Source organism: Flagellimonas marina (assembly GCF_042651185.1).
Lineage (GTDB): Bacteria > Bacteroidota > Bacteroidia > Flavobacteriales > Flavobacteriaceae > Flagellimonas > Flagellimonas marina.
Window position 1 is genome coordinate 74,237 of sequence record NZ_JBHSCL010000002.1, and the last position, 18,215, is coordinate 92,451.

Here is an 18,215-nt window from a genome sequence, read left to right on the forward strand (position 1 = left end):
TCAATTTATTTGCCCAAACTGGACAAAGCCTCTTTCACTTCTTTTAAATCATCAAAATCCACCCGAACCCCATTGGTTTCCTGATAGGTTTCATGACCTTTTCCAGCCACCAAAATGATATCATTGGCAACGGCCAACTTACAGGCTGTTTTTATGGCCTGCTTTCGATTCTCGATGGACAATACTTTTTTGACATTCTGAGCTTCCACCCCTGCTTCCATTTCCTCGATAATGGCCGAAGGTGATTCGGTACGTGGGTTGTCTGAGGTAAAAATGGCCTGATTGCTCATTTCTGAAGCGATATGACCCATAACCGGACGCTTAGACTTATCACGGTCACCACCACACCCCACTACGGTGATGACGTTTTCATTTCCAGTCCTCAATGCATTGATTGTAATCAATACATTTTTTAATGCATCCGGCGTATGGGCATAATCAACAATAGCCGTTATTTTCTTTTTCGATATGTAATATTGAAACCGTCCATCAACGGTTTCCAGCTCACTCATTAATCGTAGGATTTCAATCTTTTCCAATCCTAAAATATCCGCAGTGGCATAAATGGCTAGCAGATTATAGGCATTAAAATCCCCAATAAGCTTGGACCACAATTCGTTCTCCTCCATCTTCAACAGCTGTCCGTTGAATTGCCGTTCCAAAATCTGGGCCCTGTAATCTGCATACGATTTTAGGGCATAGGTATACTTTCTGGCCTTGGTGTTCTGCAGCATTACCAGACCATTTTTGTCATCAATATTCACTAATGCAAAGGCTGTCTTTGGAAGACCATCGAATAATTTTTTCTTGGTATCCCGGTACTCAGCAAAAGTTTTGTGGTAGTCCAAATGATCATGACTCAAATTGGTGAAAATGGCCCCGGTAAAATGCAATCCTTCAGACCTTTTCTGATGGATACCGTGGGAACTAACCTCCATAAAACAAAACTCCACTCCAGCCGTATTCATTTTGGCCAAATAGTCATTGATTGTCAAAACATCGGGTGTAGTGTGACTGGCAGGATGTTCAACATCATCAACCATAACTTTGATAGTGGAAAGAAGACCCACTTTGTAACCCGCTTTCTTGAAGAGATTGTATAGGAGCGTACTGACCGTTGTTTTTCCGTTGGTGCCCGTAATTCCAACCAACTTTAGATTTTTAGAGGGATTATCGTAGAAATTAGCAGCGATTATGGCCAAAGCGCTATTGCAATCAGGCACTTTTAGATAGGTGACTCCGTCAACCATCAATTCTGGTAGTTCTTCGCACACAATGGCCCGTGCCCCAGAGTCCACCGCTTTCTGGATGAATTTATGCCCATCGGTTACGGTACCTCGTACTGCAACAAAAACATCATCCATCGATACTTTTCGGGAATCAAAATGGACAAGGTTGACCATAATATTGGTATCCCCACTTACTGCGGAAAGGCTTACACCATATAATATGTCTTTCAACAACTTCATGAAAGTTCCAGTACTATTTTCTTTACTTTTTTAATATCCGTTCCTTTATCAATGGACTGTTTCTTTACTTTTCCATTTCCGCGAACTTCTACCTCCAACCCTAAATTTTCCAGTAAGGAAACCGCATCCATACCGGTCATTCCCTTTACATCTGGGACGGTATCATATTTTTTCTGCACTTGCGCATAGTATTGTTGATACTCCTCCTCCAAGGTTTCCTTATCGTAGACCTTCTCCTCCACTTCATCCACCAAAGGTGAAATGGCATGGATTTTTTGGGCCATGGATTTAAAAACTGGACCGGAAACGTCGGCACCATAGTATCCTACACTTTTGTCAGGTTCATGGATAATCACAATACAGCTATATTTTGGGTTGTCCGCTGGAAAGTATCCTGCAAACGTGGAGATATATGCCAATTTATCGGGATCTTTTTCCACATAGTTTTTTTGGGCCGTTCCGGTTTTCCCGGCCATGGAAAAGTTTTTGGAGTAGAGCTTGTGTCCCGTTCCGTGGTTCTTCTCAACCACATTCTTCATCAGTTTCTGCACTTTTTTCACGGTCTCTTTGGAACAGATAGATGAATTCAGCACCTGTCTATCAAATCTCTTGACCACATCATTCCCTTCACGAACTTCTTTAATCAATCTTGGTTTTACATATGCACCATCATTGGCGATGGCATTGTAAAAGGCCAAAGTCTGCATTGGGGTAAGCGACACTTCGTAACCATGCGACATCCATCCCAAAGAGATTCCAGACCACCCTTTGTCACCAGGATATCGAATAACAGGGTCGCCCTCGCCAATGATAGGCAGCCCCAGTTTTTTGTGGAGTCTCATATTCATCAAGCGATTCACAAACTTTTCGGGTTGTTCCTTATAATTTTCGTTGATGATTTTTGCAAAGGCGGTATTTGAGGATAACTCAAAGGCTTTGGCCACAGAAATTTTTCCATATCCGCCCCATTTGGAATCCTTTACTACTCCATCGTAAATTCGGTATCTTCCTTTTTCGGTATCGATGACCGTACTGGTATCCACAACTTTATCTTCCAGAGCGGCAACCAACGACATCAATTTAAAAGTGGAGCCAGGCTCATGGGACTCCCCAACAGCATAGTTCAACTTTTCATAGTATTTTCCTTCGGAAGTGCGCCCCAAATTGGAAATGGCCTTTATTTCTCCTGTCTTGGTTTCCATCACCACCACACAACCATGGTCGGCCTTGTATTTTTCGAGCTGGGCTAAAAGTTCATGATGTGCAATGTCTTGAATATTGATATCAATGGTAGAAACCACATCCAAACCGTCTTGTGGCTCAACAATGTTGTCTAAACCAACGGGCTTCCATTGGCCTTTGGCAATCCGCTGCTTCAAACGCTTGCCTTCATGACCACGCAAATAGGATTCGCCAAAAGCACCATCCAGACCGACACGGGTGTAATATCCATTTTCATCCACACGTTCGTAACCAATACTTCGCGCCGCCATTTGACCCAAAGGATACTCTCGCACCACACGATGTGTTTCAATAAAACCTCCTTTATAAGGCCCTAAATTGAAGAGCGGAAATTGTTTTATCCTCACATAATCTAAGTAATCCACATTACGGGCCACCAATTTGTATCGATTTTCATTGGCCCTCGCTTTGCGAAACAATTGACGGTAATGGGATGAAGGCTTATTGAACAATTGACCCAACGAATCAGAAAGTGGGCCTACATATTTTTGAAAATTTTCGTCAGAAACGGTCTTGGCGTCAAACCGGATTTCATATTTGGGCACAGAAGCGGCCAACAAGCTTCCATCCTCCGAGTAAAGGTTTCCGCGATTGGGCTCAATGGTGAACATTTTCTCAGTTTTACTCAAGGCAAGCTCCTTGTATTCCTCCCCTTTTACCATCTGGATATCCACCAACTTCACCACAACGGCAATGGACAAAACAAGCAGACCCCCGGCTACGAGGTACAGTCTGTTCATGATATTTTTTTCAGATATCGCCACTACTCTGCTGATTTTACTTTGATTTTCCTTGGAGGATTTTCAGATGGAACCAAACCTTGTTCTGCCACCTCTCGGCGTAAAGTGGATTCCAATTTTAATTGTTGTACTTGGGAACGGCCTTCAACAAATTCGCTGCGCAACTTTCGAACTTCTTCGTTCAAAGCAGCAATTTCCAATACTTTTTTATCGGCACGGTGACTGCTTGAAATCATTAAAGCGGCCAAAAAAGAGGCAAACAATAAAAACATCCAATTCTTGGGAGCATCTCCGCTCACCAAAAACTTTCCTTTTAAGATGTCTAGTAATCCCTTTTTCATTCTGTGTTCTTTTGCCATTCCCGTGAAAATGGGAATCTCCTTTATAATTTTTCCGCAATGCGGAGTTTTGCGCTTCTCGCTCGGTTGTTCCTCGCTATTTCTTCTGCTGATGGTGTTATCAATCCCCCAACTTTTTTTAAAGGAACATTGATGTTCCCGTAAAAATCCTTTTCAGGCTCTCCTTCAAACTTTCCAGCTCTTATGAACCGTTTTACCAATCGATCTTCCAAAGAGTGGTAACTGATCAGGCTCAATCGACCGCCTTTTTCCAAAACCTCCGGCACTTGAACCAAAAACTCCTTCAACACCTCAATTTCTTGGTTGACCTCAATACGGATGGCTTGATAAATCTGAGCCAAAATTTTGTTCTCCTTCATCTTGGGCAGAAACCGAGCTAAAATCGTTTTGAGCTGATCCGTGGTTTTGATAGTTACCTGAGACCTGGCTTCCACAATGACCTTGGCCATGGCGTTTGCGTTGCGCAATTCGCCATACTGGAACAAGACCGACGCTAAATCTTCTTGGGAATATGAATTGACCACTTCGAAAGCAGACAATTCATCGTTTCTGTTCATCCGCATGTCCAAATCCGCATTGAAGCGAGTGGAGAAACCGCGGCTTGCCTCATCAAACTGATGGGAAGAAACCCCAAAATCCGCTAGGATTCCATCAACTTTCCGAATGCCATAGAACTTTAAATACTGCTTGAGATACCGAAAGTTTTGGTTGATCAGTTGAAATCGCTCGTCATCTAGGGCATTTTGCAATGCATCCTCATCTTGATCAAAAGCGAACAGCTTTCCTTCATCGCCCAATCGTCTCAATATTTCAGAGGAGTGTCCTCCGCCACCAAAAGTGACATCCACATACACTCCATTAGGTTTTATGTTCAATCCGTCTACCGATTCCTGCAACAGCACCGGATTGTGATACGAACTATTCATCGTCATCAAAAATCTCTTCCGCTAAATCGGCATAATCCTTCTCACCCTCAGCCAAGACTTTCTCATACTTGTCCTTATCCCAAATCTCTATCTTGTCAAAAACAGCGTTGAGCACCACTTCTTTTTCAATTCCTGCAAAATCCACAAGGTTTTTGGGTATCTGCAACCTTCCGGAATCCCCATCAATAGTGACTTCTTTCATCCCTGCCACAAAGTTTCGCACAAAAGCATCGTACTTTCGGTTGATTTTGCTTTTCTTCATCACCTTCTGCATGAGAACATCAAATTCTTGTTTGGGATAAAGCTCCAGACACTGCTGAAAAACGGACCGCTTAATTACGAACCCATCCTTAAGAACAGGCAACAACTGATTCTTCAAGGAAATAGGCAATAATACCCTTCCTTTTGAATCCGCTTTGCAATCATGTTGTCCTATGATATGGGTCACTAGAAATCAATTGGTTACTTATTACAACTCAAATATATAGATTTTATTTCCACATTTCTCCACTTAAAGACACTTTTGTTAATAAATTCCCCACTTTTCGGGCAAAAAGTGGGATTTTGACTCCGAGAACAGCCTTTCAAATTTTAATGAGTTGGATTCCCTTGCCCTTGAAAACTTAAAAAAGTTGCGCCATTGATAGAAAAAACCTGAAATCCGTGTGATATGAATTGCCTATATTTGCCCCTCTTAGCACCAACTAACTATTGATGGAAGAGCATATCATTGAGGAAGGCAAATACCGATATATAGAAATGGGCGAGGGAACGCCCATGATTATCTTGCATGGTCTCATGGGTGGTTTGAGCAACTTTCAAGGGGTCTCTGATTACTTTCCTTCCAAAGGGTATCAGGTATTGATTCCAGAGCTACCCATTTACGATATGCCCCTTCTGAAGACCACGGTAAAGAATTTCGCCAAGTTTCTGGAAGAGTTTATCGAGTTCAAGGGATTGAAGGATGTTATTCTTTTGGGAAATTCCTTGGGAGGACACATTGGTCTGCTCCATACCAAAATGTTCCCGGAAATGGTGAAGGCCTTGGTAATTACTGGAAGTTCTGGACTTTATGAAAGTGCCATGGGCGATGGGTATCCCAAACGTGGTGATTATGAGTTCATCAAAAAGAAGGCGCAAGACGTTTTTTATGACCCAGATGTAGCCACCAAGGAAATCGTGGACGAGGTTTTTGCCACCGTAAATGACCGGATGAAGTTGGTTAAGACATTGGCCATTGCCAAAAGTGCCATACGCCACAACATGTCCAAAGACCTACCTCATATGAAAACCCCAACTTGCATTATTTGGGGTGAGAATGATACGGTTACCCCACCAAACGTTGCCAAGGAATTCCATGAGCTTTTACCGGATTCTGACTTATTTTGGATTGAAAAATGTGGTCACGCCCCAATGATGGAGCACCCAGAAGATTTTAACCGCATTCTTGAAGCTTGGCTAAAAAAGCGTAATTTTTAATAGGAAACAAGACTAACAGAAGAAAGAACCAAGACGTTTTCTTTCCTCTTGATTCTTGTATATTGCTTTACAAATCCAGACAAATAACATGAAAATCACCTCCGCCGAATTTGTCATGAGCAACTCCAATGTCGCCAAGTGCCCTAATGAGCCCTTACCCGAATATGCTTTTATCGGCCGGTCCAATGTTGGCAAGTCTTCGTTGATCAATATGCTGATGGAACGCAAAGGTCTGGCCAAAACTTCCGGTCGGCCTGGGAAGACACAGCTCATCAACCATTTTAAAATCAACAATAATTGGTTTTTGGTGGATTTACCGGGGTACGGCTATGCACGGGTTTCAAAAAAGGACAAAAAGACCTTTCAAAAATATATCACGGAGTATTTTCAAAAACGGAAGCAATTGGTCTGCGGTTTTGTTTTGGTGGATATTCGCCACGACCCACAACCTGTGGATTTGGAATTTATGGAGTGGCTGGGCATGAACCAGATTCCCTTTGCCATTATTTTCACCAAGGCTGACAAATTGAAACCTACGGTTATTGAAGATCAAGTCAATGCGTACCTGAAAAACTTAACGGACAGTGTTTGGGAAGAAGCCCCCCCACATTTTACCACCTCATCTTCCAACAGATTGGGACGTGAGGAATTGTTGGACTATATTGATGCCATCAACCAAGATTTTTTCAAGAATCAATAGATTGGGCAACACCATCCAAAAAGTAAGAAAACCATAATAATTACGACTGAAATCTCATCTATGAGAGTACAACGTTTCGTTGTCTTTTTCAACTTTATAATAAGGTTACTATGAAAACAGTTTTGCATAAAGCGGGCACAAGAGGCCATGCTAATCATGGATGGTTGAACAGTCATCACACCTTTAGTTTTGCAGGGTACCAGAATCCAGAACGGATGCATTTTGGGGTCTTGCGCGTATTGAACGATGACCAAGTGGATGCTGGCAGAGGGTTTGGCACGCATCCGCACGATAATATGGAAATCATTTCCATTCCACTGGAAGGCGATTTGGAACATAAGGATAGCATGGGCAATGCTGCCACCATTAAAGAAGGTGATGTTCAGGTGATGAGCGCCGGAACCGGCATTCAGCATAGCGAATACAATAAAAATGCCGACAAAAAGGTGAAATTCCTTCAAATTTGGGTATTCCCGAACAAACGAAATGTGGACCCCCGGTACGATCAAATCTCCATTAGGGATATTGCCAAAAAAAATGCGTTTTACCAGGTACTCTCTCCCAATCCTGACGATGACGGCGTTTGGATTCACCAAGATGCCTGGTTCCATTTAGGGAGCTTCGACGCCGGCTCAACCGATTCGTATTCGATAAAAAAGGAAGGAAATGGAGTTTACGCCTTTATTTTGGAGGGTGAGGTGGAAATCAATGGGCAAAAATTAGAAAAGAGAGACGGTTTTGGTCTTTGGGAAACTGACACCTTCGATTTTAAATCACTTTCCGATAGTAGGGTTCTGCTTATGGAAGTGCCCATGAGCTTGGGAAGCATTGGAAGGTAAAAATTCGAGAAAACAATAGGCTGTTTAAAACGTAGGGTTTCGTCAACCTGAACTTGATTCAGGTTCTCATCGTCGTTTTCATGAGTGTGATGAGATTCTGAAATACCACGCCTGGAAGCAGGCGAGGATTCAGAATGACGACTTCCATACTTTTAAACAGCCCCTTTTATACGTTCCCGTATCAAATCAATTAATTCCTTTGCAGATTGCAATTCATTTAATTCTTCCTTGGGAATAAAAACCTCCAGTCCATTATTTCCTTCCAACAAAACAATGGGAAAGGTGAACTTGTAGCCAAATTTGCTCGCATAACTTTTGGTAAATTCATCCTTGTGAACAAAAGACATGGGCATTTTACTTTGTTCCCTAAATTTTTTCCAAATCCTATTTTCACCTACCAAACCAAAAGTAATATCGCACAAATTGCAATCATAGGTGGATGGACTGAACACCTTGTGCATGCTATCCAACAAAGCATTGCGCTTTCCTGAATTGGCATTGTACACAAAAAGCAACTGTTTTAGTATCATATATTCCGTTATTAGGATAAAGTTCTCGACATGCTTAATTTTTATGTTTCTTTACACTAAAACCAAAATCATGCAGAACGTCAAAAATAGCTTTACCCCAGCTTCGTATGTAAAAATACTGTCCTTTTTACATTTGGGTATTTTGGCAACGCCCTTGATTTTGGCTGTATATTTTTATTTTCAAATCCAAGATACCCATTTGAGCTTCTCCGATTCAGACGATATGTTTCTGGCCATTGTCCCCATTATTGCCGTGGGAGGCGTTTTTTTAAGTGACTTTCTTTTTAGGAAAATAGTGAAAAGTATTCCCAGCGGCATGGGTTTAAAGGAAAAACTGGCCCGGTTTCAAACGGCATGCATCATCTCTTACGCCTTGCTCGAAGGTGCTGCTCTTTTCAGTATTGTAATTTTTTACAACACTCAGAATTTCGCCTATTTGCTTATTGGGCTATTCCTCCTTTTTTATTTGTATCTGAAAAGACCCACCAAGGATAAAGTTGAACATCAATTAAATCTTCAAGGGGCACAAAAAGCGCAATTCGGCAGGGTGAACCAGCCTCTAGAGTGATCTACAGTTTGTCCAATTCCAATTTTTCCGCGAAGTAGTCACAAAAATCTTTCATGGTAGCGGTCATTTTTTCATCTTGGGTGGCCTTCATAAACGTATCGGCCATGGTGGTCAAGGTTTGATGAAAAAATATCTTCATTTCATCCACAGGCATATCCTTGGTCCACAAATCAATTTTCAAAGACTCCCTGTTTTTACTATCCCAAACCGAAAGCATCATGGCTTTGGCCTCTTCATTTTCCACACCGCCGTCTTGGGCAGACCAAGTCAACGCCTCAGGCACCCTGTTTTCATCCAATCCTACCGTTAGCTTTATTTCCGAAGTATGTTTTACCGCCATTATTTTCTGGGTTTGTAGTTTGATTCTTTTAAAATTTCATCCGCAGGCATGTCCAATAATTGTTGCAAACTGATGGGGTTATTTTCCATAAAAGCCCTTACAATTTGCCAACCCATATATCGGCCCAACCGCCCTGGAGACTCATTGTCCAGTTCCAATCCAAATTTGGAGAAAGGTGCTGGGTCCAAGAATTTTCGGTCCAACTGCGAGTCGGTACTGTACAATAGTTCACCCTCCACAAAATAGCGCCACATTTGCTCTTCGTTTGCCATGGCCCACTCCATTTCTTCATGGGTATAGCCAATCTTTTGGGCGTCTGTAATGGAGGGAAGCAATCTATCCTTTAAATAAAGTTCCTTTCCGTAATACACCATTCTAGACAAAAAAGTGCGGTTTCTTGGATAGGTAAGCACCTTTTTTGAAAATGCACTGGCCACATCCGAGGTCAAGAATTTTTTATCGAGACCAGCGGCGATATATTGTTGAATGCCTTCGTAAAAATGATGGTCCTCACCTAAATAATTGTCCAGACCGATCAAAAGGAGTGTATCCGTTAGGATGATTCGGTCGTTGTAGCGAACATCAGATGTCAATGTTACAACTTTGGGTGCCTCAAAACCGGGAAAATAGTATTTGATATGTTTAAAAAGGGATTCCAGTCCTTCTGATTCGCTCTCAAAATCGCCAAAGGCCTTGTTCACTTCTTCAGATAATTCCGTTTGAATGGTGTCCGTTAGTTTATTCGCCCAGATACTGTCCGGGAATTGCGCTGGAAAAAGGTAGGGATATTTTTGCTTCAGCTGGGGAATATCCGTAGCTGATGCATTGGCAAACTCGCGATCAAACCGGAAAACTTGAAAATCGACAGCGACTTTGGCAATCTCCTCTTCAGTTTTATCGGTTTCCTTACATCCACCCAAAACAAGAAATAGCAAAAAAATGGAAGCAAAAATCCCAAATTGGACAAAGTATTTCACTGACCTCTTCATTTTTAAGGCAACAGAGTTTAAATTTACAGGGCACAAAGGTAATTTAATGAATCTAAAATAGTACGATATGCAAACAGAAAAGGTAATTGCACATATAGTGGACTGGCTGAAAGATTATGCCACCAACGCAAAATGTAAAGGTTTTGTTATTGGTGTTTCTGGAGGGATAGATTCTGCAGTAACCTCAACACTTTGTGCAAAAACCGGACTCAACCTTTTGTGTGTGGAAATGCCCATTCACCAAGGTAAAGATCAAGTGACCCGGGCAGATAGGCATATCGACTGGCTAATGGAAAACTTTCCCAACGTATCCCGCCAAGAAGTGAACCTCACCCCTGTCTTTGATAGTTTGGTGGCCGCTTTTCCTGATGTGGAAACCGAGGAGGAACGCTTTATGTCCTTGGCCAATACCCGAGCCCGACTGCGCATGACGACACTTTATTACTTTGCTGCACTAAAAGGATATCTTGTTGCTGGAACAGGAAATAAGGTTGAAGATTTTGGAATTGGCTTTTATACCAAATATGGTGACGGTGGGGTGGACCTAAGCCCTATTGCAGATTTGGTAAAGACCGAAGTATATGAAGTTGGAAGGGTGTTAGGTGTGAACCAAGAGATTATGGAGGCAGCTCCCACAGACGGGCTTTGGGGAGATAGCAGAACCGATGAAGACCAAATTGGGGCATCATACCCAGAGTTGGAATGGGCCATGAAAATGGATGAGGAAGGAAAAACCATTGAAGATTTTTCTGATAGGGAAAAAGAGGTTTTCGCCATCTACAAAAGATACAATACTGCTAACAAACACAAGATGATTCCTATACCCATTTGTGAGATTCCAAATGGCCTAAAATGACCCTTTAACGCAAAAAACCCAGTTTAAGACGAAAAAAACCATAGAAATTCTGGGGTTTTAAGAAAAAAATTAGAGTTTTACGTCACCAAATTGTTATCTTGCTAGCTCTGTTACATAAGTAAATAGCTAACCAACGATTATTAGTAAACTCAAACCGAATGATAAAAGTATTGATTGCTGACAATCATCCCATTGTCAGGCTTGGTATAAAACAAGTGCTCAAATCTAGCCCAGATATTGAAATCATTGCAGATGTTTCCACAACCTCAGAATTATTCGAAGCATTGAATAAAGTGGCTCCAGATGTTGTTATCTTGGAAATGGATATTCCAGAAATTAACGGGATTGCTACTTTACGTAAGATGAAACTGGAATTCCCGAATGTTAAAACCTTAATGTACAGCGGCCAATCCGAGGACGTGTATGCGTTGAGCACCATTAGAGCCGGTGCCTTTGGCTACCTTTCTAAAACTGCGGATTTGGATTATATTGTCTCCGCTGTAAAAAAGGTTAGTGAAGGCAACATGTTCATCACCAATGAACTGGCACAACGCTTAGCTTTTGATGAAGGAACACAGAAACCGAGAAGATTCTTCAGAAAATTATCTTCCAGAGAGGTTGAAGTATTGAAGTTATTGGCCAGCGGAAAACGAAACAAGGAAGTTGCCGAAGGGCTCAACCTTAACGAAAAAACTGTAAGTACCTATAAAGCCCGTTTAATGAAAAAATTGAACGTGGATAATTTGGTGGACCTATTGCAGCAAGCCAAAGCTTTGGAACTTTATTAAATAACCAATCCAAACTAACTAGAGTGAATCCCGGGCAAATAGTCCGGGATTTCTTTTTAGGATAGTACCCGGTTCAATTTGGCATTCAATAATTTGTTCAACTGAAGGTAATTCACAATTTCCTCCAAAATCTCAGTGTTATCACCCGTATGTTCCTGGGTCTGTTCCTGTAATTTTTGAATACGGTTCTTGATCAAGTTGCACCGCAGGGTAAGAATGGTCTCCCCAACCAACTGGGCCACCCCAGTTTTCTTCTCCTTTGGATATATATCTTTTCGTTCCCAATCATGCAGCACATATTGCTCCTCTTCCATTAAGATGGAAGATATTTCGGGGACCATTTCCTGGTCCAACTCTGTCATGAAAGTATTTACGGCGAAATCTTCATTTTCATTCAGGTTTTCAATGAGCTTGTAGTATATCGTCCTGAACTGTTCGTTGGTCAATTCTATTTCATCTTCTTGTAGGTCTAAAAAAACCTTTTCATAGACCTTGGCCTCTACAACTTCGGGCTCCAGTACCAATTCCCCATCCTCATTTTCCTTTAGCACCAAATCTTCAAACTCCTGTTCTTGATTTCCATACAGTAACAGTACTTCAATGATTTTTCGCTCCAATTCATATTGTACATCCACCTTTTCAACCACTGGGTCATTTTTGACCACTTCAAAGGCTTTTCGTTCCTCTTTGAGCTTTTTATTGACATCGGCGACCTGCTTCTTATCGATTTGGGCCAAGGTATTGTATAGCACCTCCTCCGAAATCTGCATGATCTTGGCACATTCCTGAATGTAGATTTCCTTTTGAATGCGGTCTGGAATCTTACTAATGCTATTTACGATATCTCTAACAGTATCAGCACGCTTAATGGGATCATTGGCCGCCTCCTTGGCCAACAAAGATGTCTTAAACTGAATAAAGTCCTTGGCATTCTCCTCCAAATAAAGGACCAAGTCTTCATAGGTGTTGTTTTTAGCAAAACTGTCCGGGTCTTCACCTTCAGGAAAGGTGCAGACCTTAACGTTCATGCCCTGTTCCAAAATCAAATCAATACCACGAAGCGATGCCCGCAATCCTGCTGCATCTCCATCAAAAAGCACGGTGATGTTTTTGGTCAATCTATTTATCAACCGAATCTGCTCAGGTGTTAACGCCGTTCCACTGGAAGAAACCACGTTCTCCACCCCGCGCTGGTACATCTGAATGACATCCGTGTAGCCTTCCACCAAATAACAATTATCCTCCTTGGCAATGGCCTGTTTGGCAAAATAAATGCCGTAAAGCACTTTGCTCTTGTGATAAATCTCACTTTCCGGAGAGTTGAGGTATTTGGCCGCTTTTTTGTCATTTCCCAAAATTCGGCCTCCAAAGCCTAAAACCCTACCACTCATTGAATGAATGGGAAACATGACCCGTCCCTTAAAACGATCGAAAGTTCTTTTCTCACCACCCGTTTGCTCTTTGACGATGGTGAGTCCGGTTTTTTCAAGAAATTCTAGCTGATAGGCCTCATCCAAGGCCGTTTTGGTAAAGGCTTCCCACTCATCCAAACTGTAACCCAATCCAAACTTTTTTATGGTCTCCTCTGTAAAGCCACGCTCTTTAAAGTAGCTGAGCCCAATGGCCTTTCCTGGTTCGGTATCCCAAAGGATTTCAGTAAAATATTTTTGGGCATATTCCGAAACCAAATACATGCTCTCTCGCTCATTCGCTTGCTCTTTCTGCTCATTGGTCTGTTCGGTCTCTTCTACCTCAATATTATACTTTTTGGCGAGGTATTTAATGGCCTCAGGATATGTAAAATGTTCGTGTTCCATCAAAAAAGCCACTACGTTCCCCCCTTTTCCGCTACTAAAGTCCTTCCAAATCTGTTTAACGGGTGATACCATAAAACTTGGGGTACGTTCATCCGAAAAAGGGCTGAGTCCCTTAAAGTTGGAACCTGATTTCTTCAACTGCACAAAATCCCCGATCACCTCCTCAACCCGGGCGGTTTCATATACATTGTCTATGGTGGTTTTTGAAATCAAATGGTGCTTTTCTAATAGTCGTTAAAGGTAGCTAAAAAAGTAGTTTTTGTGAATTGTAGTTTCCGTCAGATCAGATAATCCATTCATCAATTGTGGGAACAGAAGTAGCAGTTTGGTTTCATAGTATTGCTACTGCAACATCTCAAGAAAATAAATAAATCTATTAAAACCACTACTTATGACACCTTCACAAAGATTAAAAGAGATTATCCTAAAGGCTGAGCAAATTATAGAAGATTTTGAAATAGATGAAAGCAAAATCGAAGAATACAATGATGAATCTGGAGAGGATTTGAGCGTTGAGCAGCTGAGAAAAATGTTTAAACAGGCTATCGTTAACTATATTGATATCAACTCTAAAGTTGAATATAAAGGTGATACCCATATTCCTCTTGGAAGTTCAAAGCTATATGGACTTCCCCATCTCCCCGATTCCATCGATTTTCCTGAAGACCAAGTATTTTTTGCACAAATCAATTTAAGCGATATTGCAGAATGTGATGCCAACAATGTCTTTCCTAATAAGGGTATCATCTATTTCTTTGGCGACTACTATGGTGATGGTGCCTGTTTCACCTACTATTATGATGGACCAATAGATACCTTGAAAATTAAAGAATATCCGAAGTCCGAATACTTGGAAGCATCCAGTATATCGCTCTTCATGAAAAACAATCGCCTAGAACCTATTGAATTTAGTAGGTATTCAGGAGGTGTTTCTTTTGACTTTACCATGGCCGGTTGCGATAACGATCCCATTATTGACATTGCAGAAAAATTGGAGAAAGTCCTAAAAAAGAAACTGGGCAATGACATCTCAGACCCCACTTATGACTGCTATTTATTGGGAAGCCCAACATTTTGGCAAGAAGAAGAGGAAGATTTTGACCCCGACACCTCCAAACTCGTGTTTTGTATTGGGTATGAAGATGGGAACTATAATTACTTTGTCAACGCCGAAAATGGCATCGTAAATACTGATGAAGTTTTTGTTCAAGACGGGTTTGATAGCTATGCCATTTATTCAGGCACGTAATATAATTTATAAAGATTTTTATTCCATTTAAAGAAATTTTTTACAAAATGAAGAAGATTGACATTCAAATCACAAAAAATGTAGGGGGCATTCCAGATGATGCTCTTTATATAATGCAACCCGACGTAAACGGTAACATTTGGTTTATAGGTTACTATTTTGACTATACAACATATGAACACATCACGCATGTCTATAAATTTGATGGCGACAACGCCACCAAATACAGTTTCACTAACGATAAAAAATATGTGATAAATGAATACAAAAGTGTTTTTGCGGCAGGACCAAATGGTGAAATTTATTTCACGCCAACGGTCTATCTAAGTCTTGACCATCCAACAATTGTATGCATCAACGCCCAAGACGAAGCCTTTGAAATTGAATGTACCAACTATGACGATGCTTTTGTGATCAAGAAATTTGCCGCTTCAACAAATATGTTATTCTGTGCATTAGCCAGCGGGTACTCAAACTACTCTAAAATTCATAGGGTCGAGGACAACCTTGCCAGTCCATTGGGGTTGGATGAATTTTACAAAATACAAGACATGGTATTCACCAATACGGGGGATTTATTGATCATAGATGGCATGCAAGAAGCTCATATTATTGATGTTGAAAAGTCCAAGCTTAAAAAATCCTTTCGCATTAGTGAAATCTATTATAGCAGTTATGACATCAGTACCTTGACAATGCCCATGGGAATTGTGTTTGTGGACTATGAAAAGGGCTTTATACAAGTGCGTGATGACCATTGCAAGCTTTTACATGAGATTTCAATCCTTGGTAAAAATGATCATCCTTTAAGCAAGGTTTTGACAGGGCTCAGTGACCACAGTATGGAGTTGGCCCAAGTAACCAAAATAGATGACGAAACCATTCTATTGATCTTAAGGGACTGGGAGTATATCACTGGGGATCTCTATGAGGGTACAGAGAAAAATTTTCTTAGAACATTGCACTTACCTACCATGGAGCTGGGCACCCATCCTTTTGAGGATAATGCAACGGGTGTTATTCAATACAGCACCTTTGATAAGAACGGAACTCTTTGGTTGAGTCAGCTTGGTTCCAAAAGCGATACCACTAAAATATATAAGATTACCCCGGACAATAAGCGGGTGGATGCCCAAGAAACTATATTCCCGGACTCTTAAAAAATTTCAACATGGTATTTCAATCAGTTAGTAGGTCAACCGATAGCAACAATAAAAGTTCTAAAGGATGTTTTAAGAATTAAACTGGGGTACAGTCATCCAAAAAACAACTCAGTATAGGCAGTTTCACATACATTGTCTATGGTGGTTTTTGAAATCAAATGGTTATACGTTAAGAGAGCTGTTAAAGGTAAATAAAATCAAAATTTTGGGGAATCCAATATCAAAATAGCCCTTTTAGATTTATTATCTTAGAAGCATAATGTACTTTGCCCAATTTCTACTATATGGGTACACAACACTAAATTTAAAATACGCAAAGAATACATCATGCAGAAAAAACAATTCCCATTCTTATTGTTGATTTCATTTTTATTGTTCGGCCAATTAGGTATTAACGCCCAAATGGCTGAAAAAGCCACACCTGTTTTTGAAAATGGTGAAGCTCAGGTTGTTGAAGCCTTTGCCGACCCCAAAAACTGGATTCGACATGATTTGTGGGTGGAAACGGAGTTTGATTCTGACGGGGATGGGAAATTGGACAGGATGCATGTGGATGTAACACGTCCAAAACAAACTGATACCGATGGGTTAAAACTTCCCGTAGTTTATGAATCCAGTCCCTATTATGCTGGAACAGCAGGTTTGGGAGATGGTGTTATGTGGGATGTAAAACATGAACTGGGCGAGCTTGGAAAACCACGAACACATCCAGAGGTACACCGCATTGGGGAACGACCCATTATTTCCAATTCGCAAATACAAACATGGTTGCCACGTGGTTATATTGTGGTACACTCCTCGTCTCCTGGAACGGGACTTTCCGATGGTGCTCCAACTGTAGGAGGCGATAACGAATCGCTTGCCCCAAAAGCGGTAATCGATTGGTTGTGCGGACGGGCAAAGGGATACACTGAGCGCAATGGAAATGAAGAAGTGAAAGCCTATTGGTCCACTGGAAAAGTGGGCATGACAGGAACCTCATACAATGGCACTTTACCCTTAGCTGCCGCCACAACTGGGGTTGAAGGTTTGGAAGCCATTATTCCCATTGCGCCAAATACCTCATACTATCATTATTACCGTTCCAATGGATTGGTTCGCTCTCCAGGTGGATATCTTGGCGAGGATATTGATGTGCTTTATGATTTCATCCACAGTGGTGATGAGTCCAAAAGGGCCCGAAACAACAAAGTTATTCGTGACACTGAAATGAAAAATGGACAGGATCGTATTACAGGTGATTATAACGATTTTTGGGCTGAACGGGACTATTTAAACGACATGAAACCCATGAAAGCCGCTTTGTTGATGTCCCATGGCTTCAACGACTGGAACGTAATGCCCGAGCACAGCTACAGAATCTATGACAAAGCCCGAGAAATGGGGCTACCTGTTCAAATTTACTATCACCAGAATGGTCATGGTGGCCCACCTCCCATTGAAATGATGAACCGTTGGTTCACCCGCTATCTATTTGGCATTGAAAATAGGGTTGAAAACGACCCAAAAGCGTGGATTGTGCGAGAGGATGATGAAAGGGACCAACCTACATCATACAAGGATTATCCCAATCCAGATGCTTCTGATGTCACCTTGTTTTTAACGAAAGGCGCACCTGCACGCGGAGGACTGACTAGCAACAAACCCAGTAACCAAGGTAAAGAAACCCTAGTTGACAATTATTCCTTCTCTGGGTCGGCATTGGCAGAAGCCGAAGTTACCGATCATCGGTTGATTTATGTCTCACCGATACTGGCAGAGGATATACACATTTCGGGGATTCCAAAAATATCAGTGACGCTTTCCAGTAGCAAACCCGCCGCAAATCTCTCCGTTTGGTTGGTATCTTTACCGTGGAATGATAGCCGTAGGACAAAAATAACGGACAATATCATAACCCGTGGTTGGGCCGATCCACAAAATCATAATTCCATTAGTAAGAGCGAACCATTGGTTCCCAATAAATTTTACGAAGTAACATTTAACTTAATGCCAGATGACCAAATCATACCAAAAGGTCAGCAGATTGGATTGATGATTTTTTCCAGTGATCGAGAATTTACCCTCTGGCCAGAACCGGGCACCAAGTTGACTATAGATTTGGATAAAACAAAACTTACTTTACCGGTTGTAGGCGGTAAAGTAGGCTTTTAACTTAAGT

General features: G+C 41.4%; 18 protein-coding genes. 9 read left to right on the plus strand and 9 right to left on the minus strand.

What is annotated here, in order from left to right; translation table 11 throughout:
• Window positions 1-5 precede the first annotated feature (5 nt).
• From ACFOWS_RS00500 to mraZ, 5 genes are read right to left on the minus strand one after another with little or no spacing between them, the layout of a single operon-like run.
• Window positions 6-1,469, minus strand: coding sequence for a UDP-N-acetylmuramoyl-L-alanyl-D-glutamate--2,6-diaminopimelate ligase (locus tag ACFOWS_RS00500; protein ID WP_379761935.1), 1,464 nt, complete (start codon window positions 1,467-1,469; stop codon window positions 6-8).
• Entirely contained in the window at window positions 1,466-3,475 is a 2,010-nt protein-coding gene (locus ACFOWS_RS00505) for a penicillin-binding protein (protein ID WP_379761937.1), read from the minus strand. The genes ACFOWS_RS00500 and ACFOWS_RS00505 overlap by 4 nt, the downstream gene beginning before the upstream one ends.
• Window positions 3,475-3,792 (minus strand): FtsL-like putative cell division protein, encoded by a 318-nt coding sequence (locus tag ACFOWS_RS00510; RefSeq protein ID WP_379761939.1) that lies wholly within the window; start codon window positions 3,790-3,792, stop codon window positions 3,475-3,477. Before ACFOWS_RS00510 ends, ACFOWS_RS00505 begins: the two co-directional genes overlap by 1 nt.
• A gap of 41 nt (window positions 3,793-3,833) precedes the next feature.
• Window positions 3,834-4,736: a 16S rRNA (cytosine(1402)-N(4))-methyltransferase RsmH gene (gene rsmH, locus ACFOWS_RS00515; RefSeq protein WP_379762319.1), complete on the minus strand. Its 903-nt coding sequence runs from the start codon at window positions 4,734-4,736 to the stop codon at window positions 3,834-3,836.
• Complete coding sequence (gene mraZ / locus ACFOWS_RS00520; protein WP_379761941.1) at window positions 4,729-5,184, minus strand: division/cell wall cluster transcriptional repressor MraZ; 456 nt, start codon at window positions 5,182-5,184, stop codon at window positions 4,729-4,731. The genes rsmH and mraZ overlap by 8 nt, the downstream gene beginning before the upstream one ends.
• Window positions 5,185-5,450: 266 nt before the next feature.
• Between mraZ and ACFOWS_RS00525 the strand changes: the two genes are divergently transcribed.
• From ACFOWS_RS00525 to ACFOWS_RS00535, 3 genes are all read left to right on the plus strand, one after another.
• Window positions 5,451-6,215, plus strand: coding sequence for an alpha/beta fold hydrolase (locus ACFOWS_RS00525; RefSeq protein WP_366584678.1), 765 nt, complete (start codon window positions 5,451-5,453; stop codon window positions 6,213-6,215).
• 88 nt (window positions 6,216-6,303) lie between these two features.
• Window positions 6,304-6,915 carry a ribosome biogenesis GTP-binding protein YihA/YsxC gene (yihA, locus tag ACFOWS_RS00530; protein ID WP_379761944.1) on the plus strand — a complete coding sequence of 204 codons (612 nt, stop codon included), beginning with the start codon at window positions 6,304-6,306 and terminating at the stop codon, window positions 6,913-6,915.
• Between the two features lie 110 nt (window positions 6,916-7,025).
• Window positions 7,026-7,754 (plus strand): pirin family protein, encoded by a 729-nt coding sequence (locus ACFOWS_RS00535; RefSeq protein WP_379761946.1) that lies wholly within the window; start codon window positions 7,026-7,028, stop codon window positions 7,752-7,754.
• Window positions 7,755-7,906: 152 nt separating this feature from the next.
• Here the strand turns inward: ACFOWS_RS00535 and ACFOWS_RS00540 are convergent, their stop codons facing one another.
• Window positions 7,907-8,284: a GTPase gene (locus ACFOWS_RS00540; protein ID WP_379761948.1), complete on the minus strand. Its 378-nt coding sequence runs from the start codon at window positions 8,282-8,284 to the stop codon at window positions 7,907-7,909.
• A gap of 70 nt (window positions 8,285-8,354) precedes the next feature.
• On the opposite strand from ACFOWS_RS00540, the gene ACFOWS_RS00545 reads away from it, so the two are divergent.
• Window positions 8,355-8,852 carry a hypothetical protein gene (locus ACFOWS_RS00545; protein ID WP_379761949.1) on the plus strand — a complete coding sequence of 166 codons (498 nt, stop codon included), beginning with the start codon at window positions 8,355-8,357 and terminating at the stop codon, window positions 8,850-8,852.
• A 1-nt stretch (window position 8,853) separates the two neighbouring features.
• On the opposite strand, the gene gldC is transcribed toward ACFOWS_RS00545, so the two are convergent.
• On the minus strand, window positions 8,854-9,192 hold the full coding sequence (gldC, locus tag ACFOWS_RS00550; protein ID WP_207097703.1) for a gliding motility protein GldC: 339 nt from the start codon (window positions 9,190-9,192) through the stop codon (window positions 8,854-8,856).
• Complete coding sequence (gldB, locus tag ACFOWS_RS00555; protein WP_379761952.1) at window positions 9,192-10,181, minus strand: gliding motility lipoprotein GldB; 990 nt, start codon at window positions 10,179-10,181, stop codon at window positions 9,192-9,194. Before gldB ends, gldC begins: the two co-directional genes overlap by 1 nt.
• Window positions 10,182-10,248: 67 nt before the next feature.
• Here gldB and nadE point away from each other — a divergent pair, with 67 nt between their 5' ends.
• Window positions 10,249-11,037, plus strand: coding sequence for an NAD(+) synthase (gene nadE / locus ACFOWS_RS00560; RefSeq protein ID WP_379761954.1), 789 nt, complete (start codon window positions 10,249-10,251; stop codon window positions 11,035-11,037).
• Window positions 11,038-11,195: 158 nt separating this feature from the next.
• Window positions 11,196-11,825 (plus strand): response regulator transcription factor, encoded by a 630-nt coding sequence (locus ACFOWS_RS00565; RefSeq protein ID WP_366584692.1) that lies wholly within the window; start codon window positions 11,196-11,198, stop codon window positions 11,823-11,825.
• Window positions 11,826-11,881: 56 nt separating this feature from the next.
• Here the strand turns inward: ACFOWS_RS00565 and dnaG are convergent, their stop codons facing one another.
• A complete protein-coding gene (dnaG, locus tag ACFOWS_RS00570) occupies window positions 11,882-13,855 on the minus strand; it encodes a DNA primase (RefSeq protein WP_366584694.1) in 1,974 nt (657 codons plus the stop codon).
• A gap of 178 nt (window positions 13,856-14,033) precedes the next feature.
• On the opposite strand from dnaG, the gene ACFOWS_RS00575 reads away from it, so the two are divergent.
• From ACFOWS_RS00575 to ACFOWS_RS00585, 3 genes are all read left to right on the plus strand, one after another.
• A complete protein-coding gene (locus ACFOWS_RS00575; protein WP_379761955.1) occupies window positions 14,034-14,891 on the plus strand; it encodes a DUF1963 domain-containing protein in 858 nt (285 codons plus the stop codon).
• A gap of 47 nt (window positions 14,892-14,938) precedes the next feature.
• Complete coding sequence (locus tag ACFOWS_RS00580; protein ID WP_379761956.1) at window positions 14,939-16,051, plus strand: hypothetical protein; 1,113 nt, start codon at window positions 14,939-14,941, stop codon at window positions 16,049-16,051.
• Window positions 16,052-16,381: 330 nt separating this feature from the next.
• Complete coding sequence (locus ACFOWS_RS00585; RefSeq protein ID WP_379761957.1) at window positions 16,382-18,208, plus strand: Xaa-Pro dipeptidyl-peptidase; 1,827 nt, start codon at window positions 16,382-16,384, stop codon at window positions 18,206-18,208.
• Window positions 18,209-18,215 lie beyond the last annotated feature (7 nt).